The sequence below is a fragment of the Nocardia altamirensis NBRC 108246 genome (genome assembly GCF_001612685.1).
GTDB classification, from domain to species: Bacteria; Actinomycetota; Actinomycetes; order Mycobacteriales; family Mycobacteriaceae; genus Nocardia; species Nocardia altamirensis.
On record NZ_BDAY01000063.1, the window covers coordinates 1 to 23,767 of the forward strand.

The window sequence follows — 23,767 nt, forward strand, 5'->3', positions numbered from 1 at the left end:
AGGAGGTGCACCCGCGCGGACCCCCACTCCGCAAAATGCGACCACCGGTTCCCGGCAACCATGAGTCGGGGCTCGCGGCAGCGCCGGAAGTGCACCCACGCGGACCCCACTCCGCAAAATGCCACCACCGGTTCCCGGCAACCATGAGCTGCGGGTCGCGACAGCGTCGGACGCGGCGTCAGGCGAGTGGGCGCAGAGCTCGGGTGACCTCGTCGACGGCGTCGGTTTCGATGGCGAGCAGGACGGAGCGGAGTGCCTCGACCGCAGGAGGTTTGAGCGCGGTCAGGAAGGCGAGGTCGGGGGTGGTGAGGGCGGCGCGGATATCTTCGCCGCAGAGTGCGGCGGCGGTCGCGGCGACGATGGCGATGGCACGTTCGCCGGAGGCGGTCCGGGCGATGTAGCCGGTCTCGGCGTGGGCAATGCCTGCCAGGAAGTCGGCGATGTCGGCGTCGGGGGCGTCCGCGTCGAGGACCGGAGTCGCCTCGATCGCGCTGGTCGACGGCGCGCGTACCAGGCCTTCGACCAGGCTGCGCCTGGCAAGCGCCGTCAATGCCACGAGCACCGGTTCCCGCGCTGCTTCTGCTCCATCCGCCACCGATCCACCGTAACAACCGGCGGCGGTGTCGACTTCGCTACCGAGCGAGTACCGACGCGGTGCTGCTGCGCTGCCCACTCCGCCCCTGCCCCTCGCCGCCATCCGATTTGCGGCCGGGCGAGCTCGTCGCGTTACGTGATTCGGTTCGCGTGGCGCCTGCGAGATCGCGCTCCGCTACCTCCTACGCCGCTGATCGCTTCGCCGCGATCCGACACGGCCGAGCACGTTCCTGCGCGATGACGCTGCACTGGCTTACTCCGGCTCTGATCACTCAGCCGCCAAACGCGTTCAGCTGCACTGAACGTCGGGAGAATTCTCAGGATCAGGGTGGGGCGAACGCTTGCGGATGGTCGTCGCGTCACTTAGCTTAGGGTAACCTAATTGAGCGCCGAGCGAGGCGAGCAGAGCCCTGACCACGGAGGTTTGTATGCCGCGTCCGACACCCACTGTCGCACCGTCCACCGCTGAGCGGGTGCGCAGTGCGTGCGCGCACGCGGAGCAAGCAGTGCTTGCCATGCCCGGCATCGATCCGACGCCGATCTCCGTGCACCACCTGCGCCAGTGCGGCGATGCGGTGATCGCGGTGCCGACCACCTCGGTCGCCGCCGTCCTGGCGGGCAACTCCCCGGACGCGGGCGCACCCGCGGTGCTGGAACTCACCGACCATGCCCCGCTGCCGCTGCGGGAACCCGTTCGAGCGCTGGTGTGGCTGCGCGGCTGGGTGCGCGCGGTGCCGACCCAGGCGCAGCGCGCGCTGGCCACCGAGGTCGCCAAGGAGCACCCGGATCCCGGCCTGCTCGATGTCGGCTACACTGCGACGCTGCTGCGCGTCGTCATCAACTCCGCGGTGGTCGCCGATTCGACCGGAGCCGAATCGGTCACCATCGACGAGCTGCGCCAGGCCGAGCCGGATCCCTTCTGCACCTTGGAATCCGCGTGGCTGCAGCACATGGACGCCGACCACGCGGACGTCGTCGCGCAGCTGGCCCGCCACCTGCCACCGCGCCTGCAGCACGGCATCGTGCACCCGCTCGCCATCGACCGCTACGGCCTGACCCTGCGCGTCGAAGGCCGCGACGGCGACCACGATTTCCGCCTGCCCTTCACCTCCCCCGCCGACGACATCGAGTCGCTCAGCCGCGCCGTCCGCACCCTGGCGGGCTGCCCCTTCCTCAACGGCCTGCGCCGGATCTGACCAGCGCAGCCTGCGGTCTCCCGGGCTGCCTTCGCGCACATCGGCCCAGTCTGCTGGCTGCCGATGAGGTAGCCACCTTGCCGGTGGCCACCTCATTGTCCTTGTCGCACAAGGCGATCAGCCGCTGACCGACTCACCGCTGGCGAGGGCCGCCAAGAGCTCGGCGAAATCCTCCACGGCCTCGGCGTTGTCCTCGCTGGCGCGCTGGAACATGGCGAGTTCGTACTCGGTGAGGGCGACCTCGACGTCGCCCGGATGCGCGGCAAGAGCTTTGCCGAGTTCGAGGCCGTCCACCATGGCAAGGTTGGCGCCTTCGCCGTTCGGCGGCGCGAGATGGGCGGCGTCGCCGATCACCGTCACCCCTGGCACCCGATCCCACTGGTGTCCGGCAGGCAGTGCGTAGAAGGGCCGGTGGATCGGTGCGGTGTCACTGTCGGTGATCAACGCGGTGAGTTCCGGTGCCCAGCCCTCGAATTCGTGCGCGATCCGCGCGGTGGACGCGGCGACGTCGGCGAAATCGATGGCGGCGAACCAGTCCAACGGCCGCTCCAGGATCACGTAGGCGTGCAAGATCTCGCCCTTCTCCCGATGCGCGTGGATTTGCCCGCCGGGCCCGCTCGTGACCAGCATCCCGCCGCCGACCGCTTGCGCCGCGGCGGCGTGGCGGTTGTCGGCGTCGAACAAGTAGGTCTCCACGGCCGATTCGCCGACGTATTCGGGTGTGGCGGTGGTGAGCAACGGCCGGACCCGTGACCAGGCGCCGTCGGCGCCGACCAGCAGACTCGCCGTGACGGTGGCGCCGTTGGCGAAGGTCACTTCGTGGCGGCCCGCGTCGAGAGTGCGAGCGCCGCTGGCCCGGTGGCCCCACCGGACGGTCCCTTCGGGGAGTGCGTCGAGCAGCAGCTGACGCAGCTCCGCGCGCTGCACCTCGGGGCGACCGCCGGTGCCGTCGTCGGCCCGCTCGAACAGGACAGTCCCGTCCGAGCCGAGCGCACGAAGCGCCTGACGGCCCGGCACGACGATGCCGCGGAACTCGTCCATCAGGCCGGCCGCTTCGATGGCACGAAGCCCGTTGTAGTCGTGGATGTCGAGCATCCCGCCCTGGGCGCGCGCCGTCGGTGCGGATTCCGCCTCGTAGACCGTGGCCGGGATGCCGTGCACGTGCAAGACCCGGGCCAGCATGGGTCCGCCGAGTCCGGCGCCGATGATCGTGACCGGAGTTGTCATCGCAATTCCTATGCTGTGTCGTGTTTTTCGATCAGGCTTACGACGATGGCGAGCCGGAGTTGCACGGTCCTTGCGTTCGGTGCGCCGCCCTTGCACCCCGCTTGCGTCGCCGGATCGGTGTCAGCGGCCAGGATCGACGAACGCGCTCTCCACTCGGGCTGACCGACCTGCTCGGCGCGGACACCATCAGCTGCGCAACGGTGCTGCCGCATCGCTATCGGCCGGCACAGCGGCGCGCGGTGTCCGCGGACACAGTGATCGACGCGATCTGGGTCGAGCAGCCGAACAGTGCCAACGCGTGGCAATCCGCGGTGTCGCGGGTGGGCGATCGGCGCCGACCTGGTCGGTGGTGCGCGTCGTCCCTGGTGCGGCGTTGGCAATAGATTCGAGGCATGCGTGCTGAGGGCGAGTCGGAGCGGGTCGAGCTGACCGAACGGGAGCGGCTCGGGATCAAGCTCGAGATCGCGGTCGTGCTGGTGGTGACGTTCGGGCTCAGTGGGCTCAATGCGGGGCTGTCGCTGTTGGAGAGTGCGCTGGCGCCGGGCGGCATCGGTGGGCGCACGGTGGCGCTGAATCCGTCGCGGTCGACGCAGTCGACCATCGATCTGCTGTTCCAGCTGCTGAGCGTGGCCCGGCTGCTCGGCTGGGCGGCGCTCGGCCTGTATCTGTTGTGGCGCAGTGGCATCGGGCCACGGTTGGTCGGGCTTGCGGCGCGACTTCGGTGGCGCGCGGACGTACTGCCAGGACTGGTGCTTGCCGCGATCATCGGACTGCCCGGCCTCGGCCTCTATCTGGTCGCGCACGCCATGGGGGTGAGCGTGACGATCGTGCCCGCGTCGCTCGGCGATCACTGGTGGCGGCTGCCCGCGCTGATCCTGTCCGCCTGCGCGAACTCGCTGGCCGAGGAGATCATCGTGGTCGCCTTCCTGATCACCCGCCTGCGCACACTCGGCTGGTCGGAGAACTCGTCGCTGCTGGCCTCGGCCCTGCTCCGGGGCAGCTACCACCTGTACCAGGGCCTCGGCGGCGGCATCGGAAACCTGGTGATGGGCCTGATCTTCGGCCGCTACTGGCAGCGAACGAACAAACTCTGGCCGTTGGTCCTCGCCCACGCCACGATCGACGCCGTCGCCTACCTCGGTTACACCGCACTGCGCGGCCACGTTTCGTGGCTGCCCTGACCGATACTGGTTGGGCAAGGACGGTTTACGTGGTGTAGGCGCGGTATCCACTCGAACACAATTCGGCGCGCTGACCGATCTGCGATCGGCCATTCGGGCCCCGGTGAATGAGTGTGATCACGACCGCCGAGCTGGTCCCGCGGTGTCGACAAACACATTTCGATCGTGAGCACGGCCTCTCACCTGGGCAAATACGCACCGTGACGGAACTGTTCTCCGCAGTGCGATAACGGTGCCGTAGCGCACGCGAATTCATAGAAGAGTGCTCGGAACGGGGAGTGCTCCGGCCGGTGTGCGCGATATTCGACACGCTCGGGTTGGAGCAAGATCGGTCCGTCGCATGCCCAGCCTGAACGACGAGCGATAAGTAGAGTCTCAGTGATGAATGGCGACGACCCCCAGTACCGCGCGCCGTTGCGCCGGGTGCCGCCGCCCGGCCGGCCACCGATGCAGCGACCGGGTCCGCACCGCGCGGGACCGCCGCCCGGTGATCCACACGCGCCACGCATCGAGCCGACCCAGGTGCTGCGCCGGGACGGCAGGAACGGGCCGCCGCCACTCGCGTATTCGCAGGTCCCGCCGCCACCTGCCGGGTCGCGCACACCACCGCCGCTCGACAAGACTCGGCGCGCGCCGACGCACGCGCCGACACAACAGCCGGTCCCCTACCGCGAGTCCGCGCCCCCGCAGCGGCCGTATCGGCAGGATCCACCGCCACCGCCCGGTCCGCCACGGGGCCAGCGCCCGCCCAAGGCGCAGCGCCCGCGCCGTAAGCGTCACTATTTCCGCTGGCTCCTGGTCCTGCTGCTGGTCCTCGTGCTTGCCGCGATCGGCGGTGTGATCAAGCTCGACGGCTCGCTGACCCGCATCCCAGCGCTGGCCAACTACGCGCAGCGCATCGGCGACACGCCTGGCACCAACTGGCTGCTCGTCGGTTCGGACGGCCGCGCAGGCCTGACGCCCGAGCAGGAACAGGAGCTGGCCACCGGCGGCGAGGTCGGTCCGGAGCGCACCGACACCATCCTGCTGGTCCACATCCCGAAGTCGGGCAAGGCAACGCTCGTCAGCCTGCCGCGCGACTCGTACGTCAGCATTCCCGGCAACGGCAAGGACAAGCTCAACGCCGCGTTCGCGTTCGGCGGCCCGCAGCTGCTGGTGCAGACCGTCGAGATCGCCACCGGCCTGCACATCGACCACTACGCGCAGATCGGCTTCAGCGGTTTCGCCGGCGTCGTCGATTCGCTCGGCGGCATCGACGTCTGTCTGCCGAAGCCCATCGACGATCCGCTGGCAGGCATCAACCTGCCTGCGGGCTGCCAGAAGCTGAGCGGCCCAGAGGCTCTCGGCTTCGTGCGCAGCCGCGCGACGGCGCTCGCCGACCTGGACCGGATGAACAACCAGCGCCTCTTCATGGCCGCGCTGCTGAAGAAGGCGACGAGCACGTCGACCCTGACCAACCCGTTCAAGCTGTGGCCGCTGATGACCGACACCGCCAAATCGCTGAAAGTTGATGACGGCGACCACATCTGGGATCTGGCGCAGCTCGGCTGGGCGATGCGCGGCGACACGGTGGCCACGACGGTGCCGATCGGCGGTTTCGACGACACCGACAGCGGGAACGTGCTGCTCTGGGACAAGCAGAAGGCGGGCCAGTTCTTCGACGCACTCGCCAATGACCGATCGATTCCGGAGGATCTGCTGACGCGGTAACGTCGAAGACATGACGGACAACGATGCCGAGAAGCCGTTCCCTCCGCTGTTGCGCACGCAGATCCGTCGCGGGTTCACCGCAGGCCAGCAGTACCTGGCGGCCGCCGTCTATCTCGACGCGCATCGATTGCCCCAGTTGGCGAAGCACTGCTACGGCAAAGCGGCCGAGCAGCACGGGCATGCGCTGCGGATGGTCCAGTACCTGCTCGACCGCGATCTCGACGTCCAGGTCACCGGTTTGGACGAGATTCGTTCCACTTTCGAATCTCCCCGTGCCGCAATAGATTTCCTGCTGGCGACGGCGCAGGGCCGGAGCACGCAGATCTCGGAGCTCGCCCGCGCGGCCAGAGAGTCGGGCGACTACCTCGGCGAGCGCTTCGTGCAGTGGTTCCTCAAGGAACAGGTGGAGGAGGTCGCCAAGATGACCACCCTGCTGACGGTGCTCGACCGCGCCGAGGGCAATCTGTTCGACGTCGAAGAGTTCATCGCACGCGAGCTGCGGACCCCGCACCGAGTCGACAACACCACCCCGAGAATGGCTGGGGCAGCGAAGAATTAATTAGGCAATACTAGCCTCAATAAGGTTGCACTTGGATGACACGCGGCCTGACCAGCGCTAATGTCGCCTCTATGTCCAGCCATCCGGAGTCCCCGCGCAGCAAATTCCACAGCCTGCTTCACGACCAGATCAGGCACGAATTCAATGCCGAGCATCAATACATCGCTATCGCGGTGTGGTTCGACAATGCGGACCTGCCGCAGTTGGCCAAGCGTTTCTACGCCCAGGGCGTAGAAGAACGCAACCACGCGATGATGATCGTGCAGTACTTCCTCGACCGGGATATCAGTGTCGACATTTCTGGCATCGACGCTGCCAAATCCAAGTTCGAGAATGTGCGTGAGCCGATCGCCCTCGCGCTCGCCCAGGAGAAGACGGTCACCGACCAGATCATCCAGCTGGCGAGCACCGCCCGCGAAGAGGGCGACTACCTGGGCGAGCAGTTCATGCAGTGGTTCCTGAAGGAGCAGGTCGAGGAGGTCGCGAATATGACCACGCTGCTCACCATTGCCGATCGCGCCGGGTCCAACCTGTTCGATCTGGAAGAGTTCATCGCCAGGGAAATGGGTGGACCGAGTGATGCTTCCGGTGCCCCTTCCGCCGCAGGCGGATCAATCTGACCCGCAATTCCACGACGGCCAACAGGCCCAGCCCGCCGCGACGGGCTGGGCCTGTTGCTGTTCCATGGTGCTCTTCTAGCTGGCACTCAAAGAGCTGAGGGCCTTGATCAACGCGAGAATGATGTCCATGGTGTTCCTACTTTCCTCATCAGTTCAGTGAGACTGCCCTCACCTGCACCAACTTTCGGTGTAGCTGAGAATCTAGCCTCAGACGAGATTAGAAACATGTGTTTTTCACTAAATTCTTTCCATTAATTTCAGCGCGTCAGCGCAAGGTGACTTGACGCGACCGAAGGCCGTCCCGCGAACGCCGCTCGTCGGCGGCCAGCGGGGCATCCGTGGCCAGCGCCTCGGCCAGCCGAGCGCCGAATTCCTGTGCGGGCTTGGTCCATTCCTCGGCATGCCGCTCCGGGTCCAAGTCGAAGACCGGGACGAGCACACCGTGCGTGCGGAACGAACCCGCGAACCGGGAACCCTCGCCGAGCTGCAGGCCACCGGCGGCGTGCACGCGCGCCAGCGCCAGCATCAGGTCGTCCTCGTCCTCCGGACGGACCCAGCGGATGTGCGCCTTCTCGCCGGCATCCACCCACCACGCCGCGCCAACCGCGTCCGCGCCCAACGCAATCCGCGCCGACGGCATGATCGCCTGCTTGGCCTGCTCGATGGTCGCGGCGACCTGCGCGTCGGGCTGCACGCCCTCGGGCACCCACCAGTCGAAGTCCTGGTGCACCGTGAGATCCAGGTCCGCACCGGCATCGATCACGTCGGCCAGCCGAGGGCCGCCCGCCACGCTCTCCACCGAGGCCAGCGAGTCGCCCGGCTCCGCGGACTGCGTCCACAGGATGGCGGCGGCCAGATCGCTCCCGGGATCGGTGCCCTGGAACTGCATTTGCGCGCCGACGTAGCCGCTCGGCTCGTCGCCGGCCCGCACCAGCGCGGCGACCGCACCGGGCAGCACAGTGGCAAGGACCACCGGACGCTCCGCCGCGACACTCGACGCTAGCTTCAGCTCGGCGGTCGCCGACGGCACGAATTCGCGCAGCGCGACCAGATCGCACTCCGCGGCCAGTCCCTCGAAGGGACGCGTCACGGACTCGGCCGCCTGCTCCAGCGCTGCCTTCCGCTCGGCGAGACGCTGCGCCCGGTTCCCTCCGGGCTTAGGACTATTGCGCTTGCTCTTTCCCACGGGGGGTCAACCTACATGGTGCGCAGCGCTGGTACACCGCGCGCCACGACACCGGATGGCACCAAACTCTGGACGCGTGGCGCGCATCGGCCCGTCGCGACCGATCGGTGGCGGTGCCGAGGCGGGTTCACGTGACCAAATGCCTTGGCCGGAGGCACCTTCGGCCGTGCGACCGATCACGCAGCGTCCAGGACCGCCTTCGTCCGCCCCGGATGGTTGGTGGCGACCCAGCTGACGCCGAGATCGGCGCACAGGCGCACGTCGTCGGGTTCGTCGACGGTCCAGCAGTAGGTGGCGCGGCCTGCGGCGGCAGCCTTGTCGACCAGTTCGGGATGGTCGCGCAGCGTCTTCACCGACGGTCCGACAGCAGTAGCGCCGACCGTGGTCGCGGCACTACCGCCGAGGTAGCGCGACGACTCACCGAGCAGCACGGTCGGCAGCAGCGGCGCGGCGCGGCGGATCCGCCAGACCGCGGTAGCCGCGAAAGACATGACTACGGCGCGGGAATGGTCGGCCGAGGCCGGGGTGGCGATGCCGAACCGCTGCAGCTCGGCGAGCAGCTTGTTCTCCACCAGCGCGCCGTAGCGCACCGGATGCTTGGTCTCGATGAACAGCTTGGTCGGCCTGCTCCGCCAGTCCAGCACCAGGCTGATCAGCTCGGCCAGGGTGAGCACCTCGGCGGGCGCGCCGTCGACGCCGAAGTCGAGTTCCTTGAGTTCGTCCAGCGTCATCTCGCTGACCAGGCCGGTGCCGGACGAGGTCCGGTCGACGGTGCGGTCGTGCACGCAGACGAGGTGACCGTCCCTGGTCAGCCGGACATCGCACTCGACACCGTCCGCGCCCTCCTGCAGCGCCAATTCATATGCGGCGAGTGTGTGTTCGGGACGCGCCGCCGACGCACCGCGATGCGCGACGACGAACGGCGCCCGACTGTCCTGGCTCACTTGGCCATAACCTCCTCGTGCTCACGGTCCAGTGCACCGTTGTGGTCATCCTGGGTTTCCTGGTCTTCGCCTGCCCGCTCGCCCGGGGCCTGCCCCGCGGGGTGCACCGGCTCGATCACCGGAACGGCCGGGTCGACGGCGACCACCCAGCGCCGGGCGGACCTGCTCCGGCCGCGCAGGTCTTGCTGCTCGACCGTCCTGATCATGGCGAGGGTCAGCACGGCGACCGCGGCGGCGACCAGGTCGGTGCCCGCGGTGAACAGCACCCCGTCGGCCTTCACCTGCAATGAGTCCGCAGTCCGCCACAGCAGCGCGGCCGCGGCGACCAGACCGCCGAACACCCAGGCGGCCCACCAGATCCGGACCGCATGCAGCGCGCGCGGATCGTCACGCTGCGCGACCATCTCGGTCAGGAAAACCCCGGGCCACAGCAGGTTGACGACGGGAATCAGGCTGCCGAGCACCAGCATTCGCACCGAGCGCGGATCGTCGCGGCCTGCCGCCGCAAAGGTGGCGCGGCGCGTCCGGATCAGCCAGCCGAGCACCCCGAGCGCGGCAAGCAGCGCGAGCACAACGGCGAGCAGCGCCGCGCCGATCACCAGCGCGTCCGAGCAGAACAGCAGCGCAGGGTGGATCAGCCGGGTGCGGTTGCGCAGCAACAAAACATAGCGAAGCACCTCGGCGAAGGCGGCCACACCGAAGACCGCCGCGGTGGCGATCAACAGGGTGGAGACCCGAGCGGTCAAGCGGGCGAACGGACTCGACACGGCGTCGGTCGCGGCAGGCGCGGGCTGGTCGATCAGGCCCCAGCGCGGAATCTGGGTGTAGCGCGGGGTTTCCCGCGAGGCGGGCCGTCCGGCGGCCGGGCGGCGCACCCGATGGTCGGGCCGTCGCGCCACCCAGCGGTAGTTGCGTCGTTCGGCGGGCGCGTCGATGGGCGCGGGCGAGAGCAGCACGCCGCGGCAGCGCGGACACCAGTGCATCGGGGCCGACTGCACGGCCCAGCGCGCGCCACACCGCGCACACGGTTGGACGACCGTACTCACTGTGCCTCCTCGGCGGCATTCACTAGCCCTACATGGTTACGCAAGCTGCCGCTTCCAGGCCTGACGTTCATGCCGCATGCCTCCTGGGCCCGCTAATAGATCTTCGCCTGCCGGTCGCCGTCGGCCACCAGTGGGCGGCCCGACTGCTGCCACGCCACCATCCCACCGCGGACCTGGATCGCCTCGAAGCCGATGTGCGTGAGGTATTCGACCACCTGGAGGGAACGCCCGCCTTGCCTGCAGATGACGTAGAGATCGACGTCGAAGTCCAGCTCGTCCACCCGGGCAGGCACATCGACCATCGGAATGTGGATCGCCCCCGGCGCATGCCCGAGCTGCCATTCGTCGTCCTCGCGCACATCGAGCAGGATCGCTCGGGCGGCGTCGGCCGTGGCAGGGGCGCTGCTGTCGAATTCGCTCGGCACCGCGTCCACCGGTACCGAAGGAACGTGGGGACTCGTCACGGTTTCGATCCTGCCATGGTCGTCGAGGTGCCGTGGAGTTCCGGTGAGCGGCCGGCAGCTCGAGCGGCTCGACAGCACGCCGGTACTTCAGGTATGTTCTGCGTCCCGGAACCGTGAGCGATGCCCGGTTCGCGTGGCGCTTGTGCATATCTCCGACAGAGTTATCCACATAATCCACAACCTCATCCACAGGCTGGCGCTATCAGACTGCGCCTCCGTTCCAGTGTTCGGCTATCAAAGCAACTGGTCGGCTACTTCATTTCGGATGCCCGACGCGGGTGTCCCGCGCCGATCAAGGGTGCTCAGCAGACCTGCCGCTGCGTCGGGCGACGCGGACGACCGATCCGAGACTCCCCTCCACCCACCAATCCCGGAGCGGTCATCCGCCCGCCGACCTCGGAACTCGCGGTGCGACGAGTCCCGATAACTACTTGGACGGCCGCGAGTCCGATTCGGTTCCATAAAAAACGAGAACACTAACGAAAAACTTAAATACTGGGCTCCACCGGTAGCTATCGGTAGCCTGTGGCCATGAACGTGAGCAGGGGGCTACTCGACGGCATGGACACAGCCGGCCTCAACGTCGCACTCTCCGAGGCCACGTGCCTCGGCTTGGAGGTCGACGCACCGGCTGGACAACTACGACTCGGCCTAGAAGTGCTGACCCTTCCGGCGGAGCAAGGCACCCCGACCGAAGACTCCCGCGTTAAGTTGACCTTCACTGGGGTCAGCCGGGTTGCCGCCTCGTTGCGGACGCAAAACTGGGATGACGTCGACGCCCAGGTGCTCCCCCTGCAACTGGATGGTCTGGACGAGGCGATCCGCAGCTTCGGCGGCGGCCGCCTGCACGGCTGGGAATTCATCGACCTCGACGACAGCGGCTGGGCCCTGTGGGGCGAGCTGCTGAGCTTCGACACCACCATCGACGACCACGAGTCGGCGCACGTGATGGAGTTCTCCCAGGAGGAAGGCATCGACCCGCGCGAGCTCGACGTCAGGGTGTGGTTCGACAACGTACTCATCCACGACTCGAACGGCAGGGAGATCTCGCTGGCCGAGTTCATCGCGGGCGGCAAGCGCTGGTGGGCGGCGCACGACGCTGGCGATCCGCGCGCCACCAGGCCCGGTATCGCACCGCCACTCTGAACGCCGAGACCGCACAGCCGGACTACCGGAGGTGCGGTCCTTTTCTGCCCGAAGACAGTAGGTTCACCCGCGGTCCAGTTCCTCAGGCGCCCAAGCCGACCGGGCAGCTGACCCCGGTCGCGTGCACCGGGCAGTAGCCGCCGGGGTTCTTGGCCAGATACTGCTGGTGATAGCCCTCCGCGTAGTAGAACGCCGAAAGATCGGGCAGCTCGGTGATTTCCGTGGTGATCGCGCCGTACCCGGCCGCGGCGAGCCGCTCGCCGAAGGCCGCGGCGGTGCCGCGCGCGGTCTCGGCCTGCTCGGCGTCCCTGGTGAAGATCGCCGAACGATACTGGGTGCCGCGATCGTTGCCTTGGCGCATGCCCTGGGTCGGATCGTGGTTCTCCCAGAAGTGCCGAAGCACACTCGGGTAGTCGAGCACCGCGGGATCGAACACGATCAGTACGGCCTCGGTATGCCCGGTCTGGCCGCTGCACACCTCTTCATAGGTCGGGTTCGGCGTATAGCCGCCGACGTATCCGACGGCCGTCGTATATACCCCGTCGAGCTGCCAGAACTCCTGCTCGGCGCCCCAGAAACAGCCCATAGCCAGCACCGCGACCTGCAGGCCCGCTGGAAACGGCGGGCGGATGGGGTGACCGTTGACGAAGTGGGTACCCGGCACCAGGATCGGTTCTGCCCGGCCGGGCAGTGCTCGATCCTCGGCGACCATGACGGGCCCAGTAAGGCGCAGCCGCCCCACTAGTTCGTCGTACCACGACATGGTTCGATGCTACGCGTGAGGTTCGACGGTGCCGATGCCGGTGACGTGACGATGCACAGCCCGCATTAGTCGCGAACCAGTACCGCAACGTCGCGGTGCGGCACCGGAATGCGGGGGCATCAGGCCCGGTTGGAACCGAGCGGGTGTACGAATGATGGTTGGGTGTGCTCGAGAAGGGCGCACACAGCCCGACATAGGAAGGGACATCGTGGCTGAGTACACGCTGCCAGATCTGGATTACGACTACAGCGCCCTGGAGCCCCACATCTCCGGGCAGATCAACGAGCTGCATCATTCCAAGCACCACGCCGCGTACGTCGCGGGCGCGAACACCGCGCTCGAGAAGCTGGAAGCCGCGCGCGAAAGCGGCGATCACGGCGCCATTTTCCTGTACGAGAAGAACCTGGCCTTCCACCTCGGCGGCCACGTCAACCACTCCATCTGGTGGAAGAACCTGTCCCCCAACGGTGGCGACAAGCCGGTCGGCGACCTCGCCGCGGCGATCGATGACCAGTTCGGCTCGTTCGACAAGTTCCGCGGCCAGTTCACCGCCGCGGCCAACGGCCTGCAGGGCTCCGGCTGGGCGGTGCTCGGCTACGACACCCTCGGCCAGAAGCTGCTGACCTTCCAGCTCTACGACCAGCAGGCCAACGTCCCGCTGGGCATCATCCCGCTGCTGCAGGTCGACATGTGGGAGCACGCCTTCTACCTGCAGTACAAGAACGTCAAGGCGGACTACGTCACCGCGTTCTGGAACGTCGTCAACTGGGAAGACGTGCAGGAGCGCTTCGCGCGCGCCGTCAGCCAGGGCAAGGGACTGATCTTCGGCTAGTAGCCGGGAACCCCTAACGGGCCCGCGCCCCTTCCGTCGTTTCGGCGGTTCGGGGCGCGGGCCCGTTCGCGTCCGGCGCACGCCCGAGCGGCAAACCGGTATCGGATAGACCTTCCATTCGCAACGACTGATTTCGCTCGGACATGGGTAACTCGCCGGGTACGCCCAGAGCTCAGCCGAACGCCTGACCGCCGGTCCGGTTAGGAACTATCGAGGCACTTACGACCGGCAAGAAACGCGGAGAGGCGGACTAGCACTCTTTGGTACTTGTGTGCCAGGTGATTCGTAGTTCATTCTCTGAATCCATAGTTGGAGGACGGGCAAGGCCGCCCCCGGTTCCACGACGGGAGGCACGATGCGTACGAATGGACCGATCGGCATCACGCCGTTCCATGCCCGCGGCTCGCTGCGGGGCTTCGTCATTTCCGGCCGCTGGCCGGACACCACCAAGGAGTGGGCGCAGGTGCTCGTGCTCGCCGTCCGGGTGGCGACGCTGCCCGGTCTGCTGTCCACCTCGACGGTGTTCGGGGTGCGCGAGGAGCTGCCCGACGATCCGGCGCCGGACATGGTTGGCCTCGTGATGGCCGAGGGCACGGTGCTCGGCGCGGAGGCTCTCGCACCCGGCCGGTTTGCCGATCATGTGCCCGCCGCCCTGCTGATGCTGCATCCCCCCTCGGAAACCCGCCCGTCGCTGCCGGAGTGCGCGGGCGCGGCCTCGGGGTGCGTGCTGCTGCCCGGCGTGCCGCATCTCGGCCTGGAGCATCGCGCCGCGTGGGCCGAGGCGGAGTCGGACGGCACGGTCACCTCCCTGGTCAGCCGCGTCGGACTTGACCCGATCAGCGATCCCGACACCGCGGTTCTGGCTATGCTGCTCGCCGCGTAAGGGCACCCGAAACCTCGGACGCGGATCCCCAAACTTATTGCGCGCATTGCGATTTCGATTACAGCAAGTTGGCATGCCGCCATGCGCGCGGGTACAGTCGGTGACAGCGAAGGGGAGTAGCCCCCAATTGCGCAGTCGACATACTGATCCACGGCCTCACCAAGGCTCGGGTCCGGCTGCGTGAACCGGGATCATCCGGTGGGCGAGACCTTCGGCCTAGACAACATTTCGTTGTCGGCCGGAGGCGTACCCAGACTCCGGTCGGCAGGCCGGAGACCCGGGAGCCGCACATATCATGATCGCCACCGTTTTGCTGAGTATCGGCATCGTCTTCCTCGCCGAGCTGGGCGACAAATCCCAGCTGATGGCGTTGACGTTCGCGCTGCGCTACCGCTGGTGGGTGGTGCTCGGCGGCATCGCGACCGCCTCCGCCGCAGTGCACCTGATCTCGGTCGGCGTCGGATACTTCCTCGGATCGGCACTGCCGACCACGGCCATTGCCCTGGTCGCAGCCCTCACCTTCCTCGCCGTCGGCCTCTGGACGTTGCGTGAGCACTTCGGCGCGGACGAAGAGAACCCCACCCCGAAGTCACTGCGGGCCAGCGCCGCACCGTTCTTCGTTGTCCTGTCCGCCTTCCTGCTCGCCGAGCTCGGCGACCGCACCATGTTCGCGACCGCCGCGCTGGCCACCGACTACGACTGGGTCGGCGTGTGGGTCGGCTCGACCGTCGGCATGGTCGCCGCGGACGCGCTGGCCATCGGCATCGGCATCCTGGTCGGTAAGCACCTGCCGGAACGAGCCATCGGCATCGGCTCCGGCCTGCTGTTCCTCTACTTCGGCACGGTGACCTTGCTCAGCACGGTCGCGCCCGCGCTCAGCGGTGCGGCGGTGGCCACCCTTGCCGCGCTCGTCCCCGCACTCGCGGGTGGTGTCCTGTTGATCGCGGCACGGAAGCGGGCACGTCGGCAGTCGCCCATCGAGGCGACCCTCCCCCAGCCTGCGCCCGAAGCGCCTCGGTAGCCCGTGAAATAGCGCCTGACTGAGGCGGTTACCGGCACGCCCGCTGTGGTGCGCGCTCAGTTCGACTGCACCGCGAAGCCGTACAGTTCCCCGCCCCGGCGGACCAGTTCGAGCAGCGGCTTCCGCAGCGCGAGCAGGCCTGCCATGTCGTCGGCGGCAATGCGCCCGGTGACCATCGCGCCGATCGCCGCCGCCAGGGTTTGGCACGCGAAGCGTTGTTCGGCCGTTCTGGCGTCGAGCGTGTCCGCGATCAGGCCGACGAAAAGTTCCTGCAGCTTCATCCGACGGGAAATCGCCGCCGGGCCCACCGCGTACACCTCGACGAGGAACAGGCGAGCACTGGCCGGATCGTCGACCATGTGCTGGAGATAGGCGTCGAAGATCCGGTCCATCCTGGCGATGCTGTCCTGCTCGAGGTCGGCGGCGACGGCCGCATCCGCGTCGCCTGCCACCTCCTGCATCCGGCCGAGCAGGTTCTGCACCGCCCGCTCGAAGGCCGCCTCGAAACAGGCCTCCTTGGAACGGAACTGCTCGTAGAACGTCTCTCTCGACACCCCTGCGCGTTTCAGGATCGCCGCGACCGACGTCCCGACATAGCCGTTCTCGGTCATCGCCTCGGCCATCGCGATCAGGATCCGCTCGCGCTGCGAGGCAACCACCTGCTCCCGTGGCAGGCCGTGCCTGCCACGCGGGAGTTGGCGTGCGCTGGTTGCCGATTCGGTCATACGGTAACTCCGGGTTGTCGGTCGGGCGCGGCGGCGGTGGCCGCCCGGCTCGGCGCGGGATGGGACGGACTCGTGTCCGGCTGCGCAATTATGCTGGCCGCTCCATGGGGTTGGGTCTATCAGGTTGATCTGTCGTAAAGGGTGCCTCTTCAGTGCGCGCGATCTCCAAGGCGCGCCGGACGCCGCGGCGGAACGAGAACCCGATCAGTCGCTGGGCAATGGGCCGGAAGGCGAGCGCGAACCCGACCCACCACGGCGAAACAACCCGGCGGCGCCGCTGCGCGATGGCCTTTTCGACGGCGTCGATGGCGGGGGCGAGCGGCGCGACGCCGGACACGGCGGACCGGCCGAGCGCGGCACGGGCCGCGTCCGTGCCGAACCCGCGCGAGGTCATGTCGGTGTCGAGTTCGGCGAAGTACGCGATCCCCACCTTGGCTCCGGTGTGCGCCACCTCGATGCGCAACGTGTTGCCGAGCACCGCCACCGCCGCCTTCGACGCGCTGTACGCACCGACCAGTGGCAGGTTCACCGCGGCGGCCAACGAAGAAACAAGCAGCGCATAGCCGTTCGAGTGACTGATGTGCGGCCCCGCCGCGCGCACGGTGTAGTAGACGCCGAGCACGTTGACCGCGAGCGTCTGCTCCATCACCGCGGGGTCGCCCCCGATCAACGGCAACTGCCGCGCGACACCGGCATTGGCGACCACCACGTCCAGCCCACCGAGCTCATCGACCAGGGTCTGCACCACCCGGTCCACCTGTTCGGCGTCGCCGACATCGCAATACCGCCACGGCGCGTCACCGCATTCGCTCGCCACCTCGGCCAACAGTTCGGCCTCCAACCCGAGCAGCGCGACCTCGGCACCGTGCGCATGCAACTGCCGAGCCAGCGCAGCCCCGATCCCCCGCGCTGCCCCGGTGATCAAAACCTTGCGCCCGGCAACGGACGCCCCGGAAAACAGCTTCATGCTGCGACGGTACCACCCAAGAACACATTCGTTCGCAAATAGTCGCGGCCAACGAACGCTGCGCCGAGCTGCCCGATTCGATCCGCTGCCGCGGTGCCGAAGTGACTCTCCAGTAACCGAGCCGTGAACTTCCTTCGGAATGACAGGGAGGCCTGATGGGCTGCGCGGCGGGCACCGGTTAGGGTGCTGTTGACGAAGGGCCAACTGGCTGTCACGAACGAGAGGACCATCGTGGAGATTTCGGGTTCCGCCGCCATTGTCACCGGGGGCGCATCGGGCCTCGGCGCCGCCACCGCCAAGCGTTTCGCTGAGCTGGGGGCCACGGTCTTCGGCCTGGACGTGCCGCAGTCGATCGAGCGGGCAGGCGACAGCGTGCCTGCCGGTGTCACCCTGATTCCGGCCGACGTGACCAGCAACGACGAGGTCAGCGCCGCCGTCGCGCAGGTCGTCGACTCCGGCGCGCCACTGCGCATCGTGGTCAACTGCGCCGGTGTCGGCTGGGCCGGACGCATCCTGTCCAAGAACGGCCCGCACGACCTGGAGCTGTTCCGCACCGTCATCACCGTGAACCTGCTCGGCACCTTCAACGTGATGCGCCTGGCCGCCGACGCCATCTCGAAGACCGACGCGGTCGACGAGTACGGCCAGCGCGGCGTCATCATCAACACCGCATCGGTGGCCGCGTTCGAGGGCCAGATCGGCCAGATCGCGTACTCGGCCTCCAAGGGTGGCGTGCACGGCATGACCGTGCCCGCCGCGCGTGACCTCGCCCAGTTCGGCATTCGCGTGAACACCATCGCGCCGGGCATCATCGACACCCCGATGCTCGCTGGCGTCACCGAGGAGTACCGCAAGGGTCTGGAGGCCGGCGTGCCGTTCCCGTCGCGGCTCGGCCGCCCGGACGAGTACGCGCAGCTCTCGCAGTACATCGTCGAGCACGACTACCTCAACGGCGAGACCATCCGCATGGACGGCGCACTGCGCATGGCGCCGCGCTAGCAACCACCGCGCAGGCCGCCATCGACCAGATCTCGGTCGGTGGCGGCCTTTTCGCTGTCAGGACGGTTTGTGGCCGATGCCGAGGAACGCAGTGGTCGACAGCGGATGGTGCGGGCGGTAGTGCTCGGCGAGATAGTCCCGCATCACGGCGGCCCGCTCGGCCCACACCTGCTCACCGAGCTTGCGGCGGCACAACACCAGCGGCGCACTGCTGCGCGCCATGGTGTCCCACAACTGCCCGGCGTCGGCGAAGGCGAGCGAGGTCGAATGCCGTTGGATGGACACACCTTCGAAGCCTGCGCTGCGCATCTCGCTCTGGAAGACCTCCGGGTTCTCCAGGCTCAGATAGTTGGGCTGCGGCTCCTCGACGCTCGGGTCGGCGGCGCGAAAAGCGCTGAACATCAACCGCATCAGCGGCGCCTCCTGCACCGGCGCCCAGCTGGACACCACCGCCGTCGCACCGGGGCGGAGCACCCGGAACAGTTCGGCAAAACCCTTGGCGCGCTCCGGGAAGAACATCAGCCCGAACATGGAGAACCCGGCATCGAATTGCTCGTCGTCGAACGGCAGCGCCTGCCCGTCGCCGACCCTGGTCTGGATATTCGTCAGTCCCGCGGCCTGTGCGGCGGCATCGAGCCGCGCGAGCATCGAGCCGGAGAAGTCGATGGCGTGTACCTGCGCCACCTGTGGCGCGGCGAGCAGGCTCAGCAGCCCAGTGCCCGCCGCGACATCGATCACCTGGGAAGACGGCGTCAGCGCTGCGAATTCGATGGCACAGTCGGAGAACGGCTGCATGATCGCCGGCGCGAATTCGGCGTAGCCGTCGGCGACCAGGTCCCACGGTTCGGCGACGGCGAGGGGGTTTCCGGACATAAGCTGACGATCCTTTCGATCGTCCAAATTTAACCGCGTCCGGGCCCGTCAACCCATCAACTCGTGCGAATATCACTGTGCGCGAATGAAATCAGAAACGACCGAGGGCCACCTCGCTGCGGAGATGACCCTCGGCCGTGTTCGACTGCTCGATCTCAGAGCGTGCGAGTGAGCCGATCGGTGAGGATGTGCGCGAACCGCGCCGGATCCTTCAGCTCGCCACCCTCGGCCAACACCGCTGTGCCGTAGAGCAACTCGGCGGTCTCGGTGAGCTCGGGCACCTTGCCCGCGTCGGCGTCCTCCTTGCGCGTGTCGTACGCGTCGCGCAGACCCGTGACCAGCGGGTGGGTCGGGTTCAGCTCGAGGATCCGCTTGGTTTCCGGCATCAGCTGCCCGGACGCCCGGTACATCCGCTCCAGCATCGGCGTGAAGTCGAAGACGTCGCCGACCAGGCAGGCGGGCGAGGTGGTGAGCCGACTGGTCAGCCGCACCTCTTTGACGCTGTCCGCCAGGGACTTACCGAGCCAGGACAGCACCTCGGCGAAGTCCTTGTCCTGCTGTTCGCGCAGCGCCTCGGAGGCCTTCTTCTCCTCCTCCGACTCCAGGTCGACCTCGCCCTTGGCGATCGAGGTGAACGGCTTGCCGTCGAACTCGGGCACCGAGCCGACCCACATCTCGTCCACCGGATCGGTCAGGATCAGCACCTCGCGGCCCTTGGCCTGGAAAGCCTCGATGTGCGGGGAGCTTTCGATCTGCTGCCTGGTCTCGCCGGTCATGTAGTAGATCGCGTCCTGGCCCTCGGGCATGCGCGCCACATACTGCGCCAACGTGGTCAGTTCGGTCTCGGAATTCGTCGAGGCGAACGAGGACACCTGCAGGATCGTCTCGCGGTTGTCGACATCGCCGAGCAGGCCCTCCTTGAGGACGCGGCCGAATTCCTTCCAGAAGGTCTGATACTTCTGCGGATCCTCGGCGCCCTGCAGGTCCTTGACCGTGGACAGCACCTTCTTGACCAGCCGCTTGCGGATCATCTGGATCTGGCGGTCCTGCTGCAGGATCTCGCGAGACACGTTGAGCGACAGGTCCTGCGCGTCCACCACGCCCTTGACGAAGCGCAGGTACTCCGGCATCAGCTCTTCGCAGTTGTCCATGATGAACACCCGCTTGACGTAGAGCTGCACGCCGCGCTTGTGCTCGCGGGTGAACAGGTCGAACGGCGCCTGCGACGGAAGGAACAGCAGCGCCTGGTATTCAAAGGTGCCTTCGGCCTTCAGCGGGATGATCTCCAGCGGATCGTCCCACGCGTGGCTGACGTGCTTGTAGAACTCCTTGTACTCCTCGTCGCTGACCTCGCTCTTCGGGCGGGTCCACAGCGCCTTCATGGAGTTGAGGGTCTGGTCCTCGACGACCGTCTTCTCGGTCTTCTCCTCACCCTCACCCTCGGTGACGGTGCGCTCGACCTGCATGCGGATCGGCCAGGAGATGAAGTCGGAGTACTTCTTGACGATCTCCCTGAGCTTCCACTCCAGGGTGTAGTCGAAGAGGTGGTCTTCCTCGTCGGCGGGCTTCAGGTGCAGCGACACCGCGGTGCCCTGCGGGGCCTCGTCGAGGGTTTCGATGGTGTAGGTCGAGCTGCCCGCGGCCGATTCCCAGCGGGTGCCTTCGGTCTCGCCCGCGCGCCGGGTGGTCAGCGTGACCTTGTCGGCGACCATGAAGGTCGAGTAGAAGCCGATGCCGAATTGGCCGATCAGTTCCGCCGTGTCGACGGTGCCTGCGCTCTTGGCCTCGTTCAGCTTCTTGCGCAGCTCGGCGGTGCCGGACTTGGCGAGGGTTCCGATCAGGTCAACCACCTCGGCACGGGACATGCCGATGCCGTTGTCGCGCACGGTCAGAATCCGATTGTCCTTGTCGACCGCCAGCTCGATGTGGAGGTCGGACGTGTCGACATGCAGATCCTTGTCCCGGTACGACTCCAGGCGCAGCTTGTCCAGCGCGTCGGAGGAATTCGAGATCAGCTCCCGCAGGAAGGTGTCCTTGTTGGAGTAGACCGAATGGATCATCAGCTCGAGCAGCTGATGCGTCTCTGCCTGAAACTCGAGTTGTTCGACGTGCTCTGTCACGCCGCGATGGTACCGCTGCGGCCGAACGGTCAGTGCCGGAGGAGGTAGCGCAGCGTCACCACGCAGGCACCCGGTCGGCCGCGATCAGGCACAGCCGAAGGGCCTGGCCGGCGGCAGCGGACGCGAGGGCTCAGACCTCCAGCCGGAAATCCGTCAGACCGGGCACCTCGAGATCGGCACGATCGGTCATCCATTGGCGCAACACCTGGGTGGCGCGCACATCGTCCTCGTTGTATTCCAGCAATCGGGTGCGCTGGCTCATATCCGGCTCACCCTCGTAGCCGACGGCCAGCCGGTACCAGCTCATCGACGCCTCGCCGCCTGCCTCGGCGTCGCGCCAGGCGAAGCCGGCGACCGGGGCGATCTTCTTGAGTCCCTTGCCGTTCGGGCAGATGAACTGATCGGAGACGGCGAGGAACATGTCCACCCACTGCGGCCCGTCGACGAACTGCCGCACCTGGTCGACCGTCGGCACCCCGGGCCGACCGGCGAACCTGCGCGCCGACTCGTACAACCACTTGTCCTCGGCGGTACGCGAATAGCAGTAGGCGGCAAAGGTTTTCCCGGCAGCGGCGGCGTCGGCGCGCACCGACATCAGCCAGGTCCAGAACTCGCCGAACGAGCGGCCTTCGTCCTCGGTGGGCAGCGGATCCCAGGTGACGAACGGGCGATACACCCCGTCGAGCAGCGTGCCCCACAGGTAGGCGCCGTATTCCTGGAAGCTCTCCAGGTCGACGTCCACCTCGACATCGGCGCGCTGCACCTGAATCGGCTGCACACGGCGCACCAGCGGCGCGCCCGCGATCCAGGCTCGCGCGGTGACCACGGCCTCGATGAACGGCCCGTGCTGCCAGTCGTCCGGGTCGTCGCCGACCCAGCTCGCCAGGTCGTCGATGGTCTGCACGCCGTGCCTGCGCAGCACCTCGGCCCGCGAGCCCGGCGCGACCAGGCTGACGTCGCGGTGTTCGACGAGCCAGCCTTCACAGCTCGGGCCGTCGACGCTGCGGGTCCACCACGGGCACTGCCTGCATTCGGGCACCTTCGACGGCACCGTCGGCAGCTCGCCGCGCACCACGGCGACCCGGTCGGCGTAGCGCTGGTCGTAGTCGGCGAGCACCGGGCCGAGGTCGTGCACGAGGATGCGGTCGAAGTGGTAGCCGATTACGCCGCCGACCAGCGCCGGGCTGGCCAGACCGTGCCGCTGCAGCATCCGGTACAGGTGCGCGAGCCGCTGCTGGTCGCGCGGCTGCTGGCGCAGCTTGCGATGCGGATCCGGTTGCGGATTCCAGTGATACGGGTCCGAGGTGGTCGGGTGGAAGTCGGCGGGTTCGGGATTGCGCGGGTCGGTCACCTTGTGGTTCACCACGATCACCGGGATGTAGCCGCCGCGATCGAGGTCGCGCAGCAGGATCTCCGAGCCGCCGCGCCTGCCGGTCTCCGGCTCCTGCGGCAGCAGCCCGCCCCAAATGTGCTGCACGCCTGCGGCACACGCGCGCATGGTGGCCTCGGCCCGCTCCGCCGCGCGCAGGCTCGGGTCGATGATCACCCAGCCCTCGGGATCCGCGGCGATCAACGCGTCACGCACCCGCAGCCGATGCAGGGTCGCCGCCTCCCTGCGCTGCCGCACGCCGGGATCCTCGCCGACCCCGGCCAATGCGCCGGGATGCACCGCGTCCAGATGCAGCCGATGACGGCAACCGATCAGTGCGCGCGCATCGATGAAAGGGGTCGACACATCGGCGACACCGGCTGGCCGTTCGACGGTCATGCCGTTGTGCGTGCGACCTTCCCGGTCATCGATGCCCGAATCCACGTAATGCAGTATGGTCCTTCCCTCCGACATTCCCACGAACCCCATGCACACGCGGTGCGAGCGTCAGGCCCGAAGGAGGTGGCTTGCGTGCAGGGCCGGGGAGCGCCGCCCATTCGACACAGCAGGTTCCCTCCGTGGTGTCAGCATCCACCCGTTAGGGTAAGGACAAACCGTGTGACATGGGCGGACGGGCTTTCCCCGGCGTCGTACTGCCATGGCAAACCAGCATGACGGAGGGCCTTCGATGGGGTTGTTCACGAAGCGCAAGCGGCGCCCGAGCCGCAGGGCCGAGGCGAAAGCTCTCAAGCACAAGGCAGGCCTCGAGGCCAAGCTGGTCGCAAGGAACGACCGCAAATCCCGTCGCGCCGAGGCTCGTACCCAGCGCAAGGTCGCCAAGGCCCAGATCTCGGCGTTGCAGGCGGAGGAGAAGGCCGCGCAGAAGGTGGCCGCGAAGGCCGAGCGGGAATTGTTCAGCGCGAGCCAGGTGAAGAAGTACCTCGGGGTGGCACGGGTGCTCATCCCGGTGCTTGCGCCGCTGGCCTACCGTGCGGCGACGTTCGTGCGCGCGCAGCTCGACACCCGCAAGGCTCAGCAGCTCGGCATCGGTATCGACCAGCTCGGCGAGTTCGGCGGCCACGGCGCCAAACTGCAGGCCAGGATCGTCAATGCCGAAGCGGCGCTTGGCAAAGTGAGCGCGCAGGACGGCAAGGACAAGGGCGAGACGCAGAAGTTCGTCACCGCGACCAAGTCCCGGCTGGAGAGCCTCGCCACCGCGGTGCACACCGCCGAGCAGATGCCTGCCCCGCGCCGCCGCGCCGTGCACGCGTCGATTTCCGACGAGCTGTCCACCGTCGAGGCCGACGTGCTGGCGCGCCTCGGCGTGCGCTGACCCCGGCGC

Annotated in this window: 23 protein-coding genes; 11 read left to right on the forward strand and 12 right to left on the reverse strand. The window is 67.6% G+C overall.

Annotated elements, in window-relative coordinates; translation table 11 throughout:
* Window positions 1–178: 178 nt before the first annotated feature.
* The gene (locus NA11_RS29375; RefSeq protein WP_069165333.1) at window positions 179–595 is read right to left on the reverse strand and encodes a hypothetical protein; all 417 of its coding nucleotides are present in this window, start codon (window positions 593–595) and stop codon (window positions 179–181) included.
* 427 nt (window positions 596–1,022) lie between these two features.
* Here NA11_RS29375 and NA11_RS29380 point away from each other — a divergent pair, with 427 nt between their 5' ends.
* The gene (locus NA11_RS29380; RefSeq protein WP_069165284.1) at window positions 1,023–1,790 is read left to right on the forward strand and encodes a DUF2470 domain-containing protein; all 768 of its coding nucleotides are present in this window, start codon (window positions 1,023–1,025) and stop codon (window positions 1,788–1,790) included.
* 117 nt (window positions 1,791–1,907) lie between these two features.
* On the opposite strand, the gene NA11_RS29385 is transcribed toward NA11_RS29380, so the two are convergent.
* Complete coding sequence (locus NA11_RS29385; RefSeq protein WP_069165285.1) at window positions 1,908–3,017, reverse strand: FAD-dependent oxidoreductase; 1,110 nt, start codon at window positions 3,015–3,017, stop codon at window positions 1,908–1,910.
* A 392-nt stretch (window positions 3,018–3,409) separates the two neighbouring features.
* Here NA11_RS29385 and NA11_RS29395 point away from each other — a divergent pair, with 392 nt between their 5' ends.
* The 4 genes from NA11_RS29395 (at window position 3,410) to NA11_RS29410 (ending at window position 7,087) form a co-directional block, all read left to right on the forward strand.
* Window positions 3,410–4,198, forward strand: coding sequence for a CPBP family intramembrane glutamic endopeptidase (locus tag NA11_RS29395; protein ID WP_069165287.1), 789 nt, complete (start codon window positions 3,410–3,412; stop codon window positions 4,196–4,198).
* 381 nt (window positions 4,199–4,579) lie between these two features.
* A complete protein-coding gene (locus NA11_RS29400; protein ID WP_174567753.1) occupies window positions 4,580–5,908 on the forward strand; it encodes an LCP family protein in 1,329 nt (442 codons plus the stop codon).
* 10 nt (window positions 5,909–5,918) lie between these two features.
* Window positions 5,919–6,467 carry a ferritin gene (locus tag NA11_RS29405; RefSeq protein WP_069165288.1) on the forward strand — a complete coding sequence of 183 codons (549 nt, stop codon included), beginning with the start codon at window positions 5,919–5,921 and terminating at the stop codon, window positions 6,465–6,467.
* A 71-nt stretch (window positions 6,468–6,538) separates the two neighbouring features.
* A complete protein-coding gene (locus tag NA11_RS29410; RefSeq protein ID WP_069165289.1) occupies window positions 6,539–7,087 on the forward strand; it encodes a ferritin in 549 nt (182 codons plus the stop codon).
* Between the two features lie 265 nt (window positions 7,088–7,352).
* Here the strand turns inward: NA11_RS29410 and NA11_RS29415 are convergent, their stop codons facing one another.
* From NA11_RS29415 to NA11_RS29430, 4 genes are all read right to left on the reverse strand, one after another.
* Window positions 7,353–8,273, reverse strand: coding sequence for a DUF5926 family protein (locus NA11_RS29415; RefSeq protein WP_069165290.1), 921 nt, complete (start codon window positions 8,271–8,273; stop codon window positions 7,353–7,355).
* Window positions 8,274–8,449: 176 nt separating this feature from the next.
* On the reverse strand, window positions 8,450–9,217 hold the full coding sequence (locus tag NA11_RS29420) for a glycerophosphodiester phosphodiesterase (protein ID WP_069165291.1): 768 nt from the start codon (window positions 9,215–9,217) through the stop codon (window positions 8,450–8,452).
* A complete protein-coding gene (locus tag NA11_RS29425) occupies window positions 9,214–10,263 on the reverse strand; it encodes a DUF4328 domain-containing protein (protein WP_069165292.1) in 1,050 nt (349 codons plus the stop codon). Before NA11_RS29425 ends, NA11_RS29420 begins: the two co-directional genes overlap by 4 nt.
* Window positions 10,264–10,355: 92 nt before the next feature.
* Window positions 10,356–10,727 carry a rhodanese-like domain-containing protein gene (locus NA11_RS29430; protein WP_084655179.1) on the reverse strand — a complete coding sequence of 124 codons (372 nt, stop codon included), beginning with the start codon at window positions 10,725–10,727 and terminating at the stop codon, window positions 10,356–10,358.
* Window positions 10,728–11,258: 531 nt separating this feature from the next.
* Between NA11_RS29430 and NA11_RS29435 the strand changes: the two genes are divergently transcribed.
* Complete coding sequence (locus tag NA11_RS29435) at window positions 11,259–11,873, forward strand: hypothetical protein (protein WP_069165293.1); 615 nt, start codon at window positions 11,259–11,261, stop codon at window positions 11,871–11,873.
* Between the two features lie 82 nt (window positions 11,874–11,955).
* On the opposite strand, the gene msrA is transcribed toward NA11_RS29435, so the two are convergent.
* Complete coding sequence (msrA, locus tag NA11_RS29440; protein ID WP_069165294.1) at window positions 11,956–12,636, reverse strand: peptide-methionine (S)-S-oxide reductase MsrA; 681 nt, start codon at window positions 12,634–12,636, stop codon at window positions 11,956–11,958.
* Between the two features lie 208 nt (window positions 12,637–12,844).
* Between msrA and NA11_RS29445 the strand changes: the two genes are divergently transcribed.
* The 3 genes from NA11_RS29445 to NA11_RS29455 all read left to right on the forward strand — a co-directional run bounded on the left by NA11_RS29445 (window position 12,845) and on the right by NA11_RS29455 (window position 15,372).
* A complete protein-coding gene (locus tag NA11_RS29445; protein WP_069165295.1) occupies window positions 12,845–13,468 on the forward strand; it encodes a superoxide dismutase in 624 nt (207 codons plus the stop codon).
* A gap of 355 nt (window positions 13,469–13,823) precedes the next feature.
* On the forward strand, window positions 13,824–14,351 hold the full coding sequence (locus NA11_RS29450) for a peptidase (RefSeq protein ID WP_069165296.1): 528 nt from the start codon (window positions 13,824–13,826) through the stop codon (window positions 14,349–14,351).
* A 295-nt stretch (window positions 14,352–14,646) separates the two neighbouring features.
* Window positions 14,647–15,372, forward strand: coding sequence for a TMEM165/GDT1 family protein (locus NA11_RS29455; RefSeq protein ID WP_069165297.1), 726 nt, complete (start codon window positions 14,647–14,649; stop codon window positions 15,370–15,372).
* Window positions 15,373–15,428: 56 nt separating this feature from the next.
* On the opposite strand, the gene NA11_RS29460 is transcribed toward NA11_RS29455, so the two are convergent.
* Window positions 15,429–16,097 carry a TetR/AcrR family transcriptional regulator gene (locus NA11_RS29460; protein WP_069165298.1) on the reverse strand — a complete coding sequence of 223 codons (669 nt, stop codon included), beginning with the start codon at window positions 16,095–16,097 and terminating at the stop codon, window positions 15,429–15,431.
* An 88-nt stretch (window positions 16,098–16,185) separates the two neighbouring features.
* Window positions 16,186–17,064, reverse strand: coding sequence for an SDR family NAD(P)-dependent oxidoreductase (locus NA11_RS29465; RefSeq protein WP_069165299.1), 879 nt, complete (start codon window positions 17,062–17,064; stop codon window positions 16,186–16,188).
* 231 nt (window positions 17,065–17,295) lie between these two features.
* Here NA11_RS29465 and NA11_RS29470 point away from each other — a divergent pair, with 231 nt between their 5' ends.
* On the forward strand, window positions 17,296–18,063 hold the full coding sequence (locus tag NA11_RS29470) for an SDR family NAD(P)-dependent oxidoreductase (protein WP_069165336.1): 768 nt from the start codon (window positions 17,296–17,298) through the stop codon (window positions 18,061–18,063).
* 57 nt (window positions 18,064–18,120) lie between these two features.
* Here the strand turns inward: NA11_RS29470 and NA11_RS29475 are convergent, their stop codons facing one another.
* The 3 genes from NA11_RS29475 to NA11_RS29485 form a co-directional block, all read right to left on the reverse strand.
* Entirely contained in the window at window positions 18,121–18,936 is an 816-nt protein-coding gene (locus NA11_RS29475) for a class I SAM-dependent methyltransferase (protein WP_069165300.1), read from the reverse strand.
* 155 nt (window positions 18,937–19,091) lie between these two features.
* Window positions 19,092–21,056 carry a molecular chaperone HtpG gene (htpG, locus tag NA11_RS29480; RefSeq protein ID WP_069165301.1) on the reverse strand — a complete coding sequence of 655 codons (1,965 nt, stop codon included), beginning with the start codon at window positions 21,054–21,056 and terminating at the stop codon, window positions 19,092–19,094.
* Window positions 21,057–21,186: 130 nt separating this feature from the next.
* A complete protein-coding gene (locus NA11_RS29485; protein ID WP_069165337.1) occupies window positions 21,187–22,824 on the reverse strand; it encodes a TM0106 family RecB-like putative nuclease in 1,638 nt (545 codons plus the stop codon).
* A 289-nt stretch (window positions 22,825–23,113) separates the two neighbouring features.
* Here NA11_RS29485 and NA11_RS29490 point away from each other — a divergent pair, with 289 nt between their 5' ends.
* Window positions 23,114–23,758, forward strand: coding sequence for a DUF6474 family protein (locus NA11_RS29490; protein ID WP_069165302.1), 645 nt, complete (start codon window positions 23,114–23,116; stop codon window positions 23,756–23,758).
* Window positions 23,759–23,767: the final 9 nt, after the last annotated feature.

Coding starts and splice junctions, on each gene's coding strand:
- NA11_RS29485 (WP_069165337.1), bottom strand. CDS start 22,824: ATGACCGTCGAACGGCCAGCCGGTGTCGCCGATGTGTCGACCCCTTTC.
- NA11_RS29475 (WP_069165300.1), bottom strand. CDS start 18,936: ATGTCCGGAAACCCCCTCGCCGTCGCCGAACCGTGGGACCTGGTCGCC.
- NA11_RS29410 (WP_069165289.1), top strand. CDS start 6,539: ATGTCCAGCCATCCGGAGTCCCCGCGCAGCAAATTCCACAGCCTGCTT.
- NA11_RS29450 (WP_069165296.1), top strand. CDS start 13,824: ATGCGTACGAATGGACCGATCGGCATCACGCCGTTCCATGCCCGCGGC.
- NA11_RS29400 (WP_174567753.1), top strand. CDS start 4,580: ATGAATGGCGACGACCCCCAGTACCGCGCGCCGTTGCGCCGGGTGCCG.
- NA11_RS29455 (WP_069165297.1), top strand. CDS start 14,647: ATGATCGCCACCGTTTTGCTGAGTATCGGCATCGTCTTCCTCGCCGAG.
- NA11_RS29380 (WP_069165284.1), top strand. CDS start 1,023: ATGCCGCGTCCGACACCCACTGTCGCACCGTCCACCGCTGAGCGGGTG.
- msrA (WP_069165294.1), bottom strand. CDS start 12,636: ATGTCGTGGTACGACGAACTAGTGGGGCGGCTGCGCCTTACTGGGCCC.
- NA11_RS29405 (WP_069165288.1), top strand. CDS start 5,919: ATGACGGACAACGATGCCGAGAAGCCGTTCCCTCCGCTGTTGCGCACG.
- NA11_RS29465 (WP_069165299.1), bottom strand. CDS start 17,064: ATGAAGCTGTTTTCCGGGGCGTCCGTTGCCGGGCGCAAGGTTTTGATC.
- NA11_RS29395 (WP_069165287.1), top strand. CDS start 3,410: ATGCGTGCTGAGGGCGAGTCGGAGCGGGTCGAGCTGACCGAACGGGAG.
- NA11_RS29385 (WP_069165285.1), bottom strand. CDS start 3,017: ATGACAACTCCGGTCACGATCATCGGCGCCGGACTCGGCGGACCCATG.
- NA11_RS29435 (WP_069165293.1), top strand. CDS start 11,259: ATGAACGTGAGCAGGGGGCTACTCGACGGCATGGACACAGCCGGCCTC.
- NA11_RS29460 (WP_069165298.1), bottom strand. CDS start 16,097: ATGACCGAATCGGCAACCAGCGCACGCCAACTCCCGCGTGGCAGGCAC.
- NA11_RS29490 (WP_069165302.1), top strand. CDS start 23,114: ATGGGGTTGTTCACGAAGCGCAAGCGGCGCCCGAGCCGCAGGGCCGAG.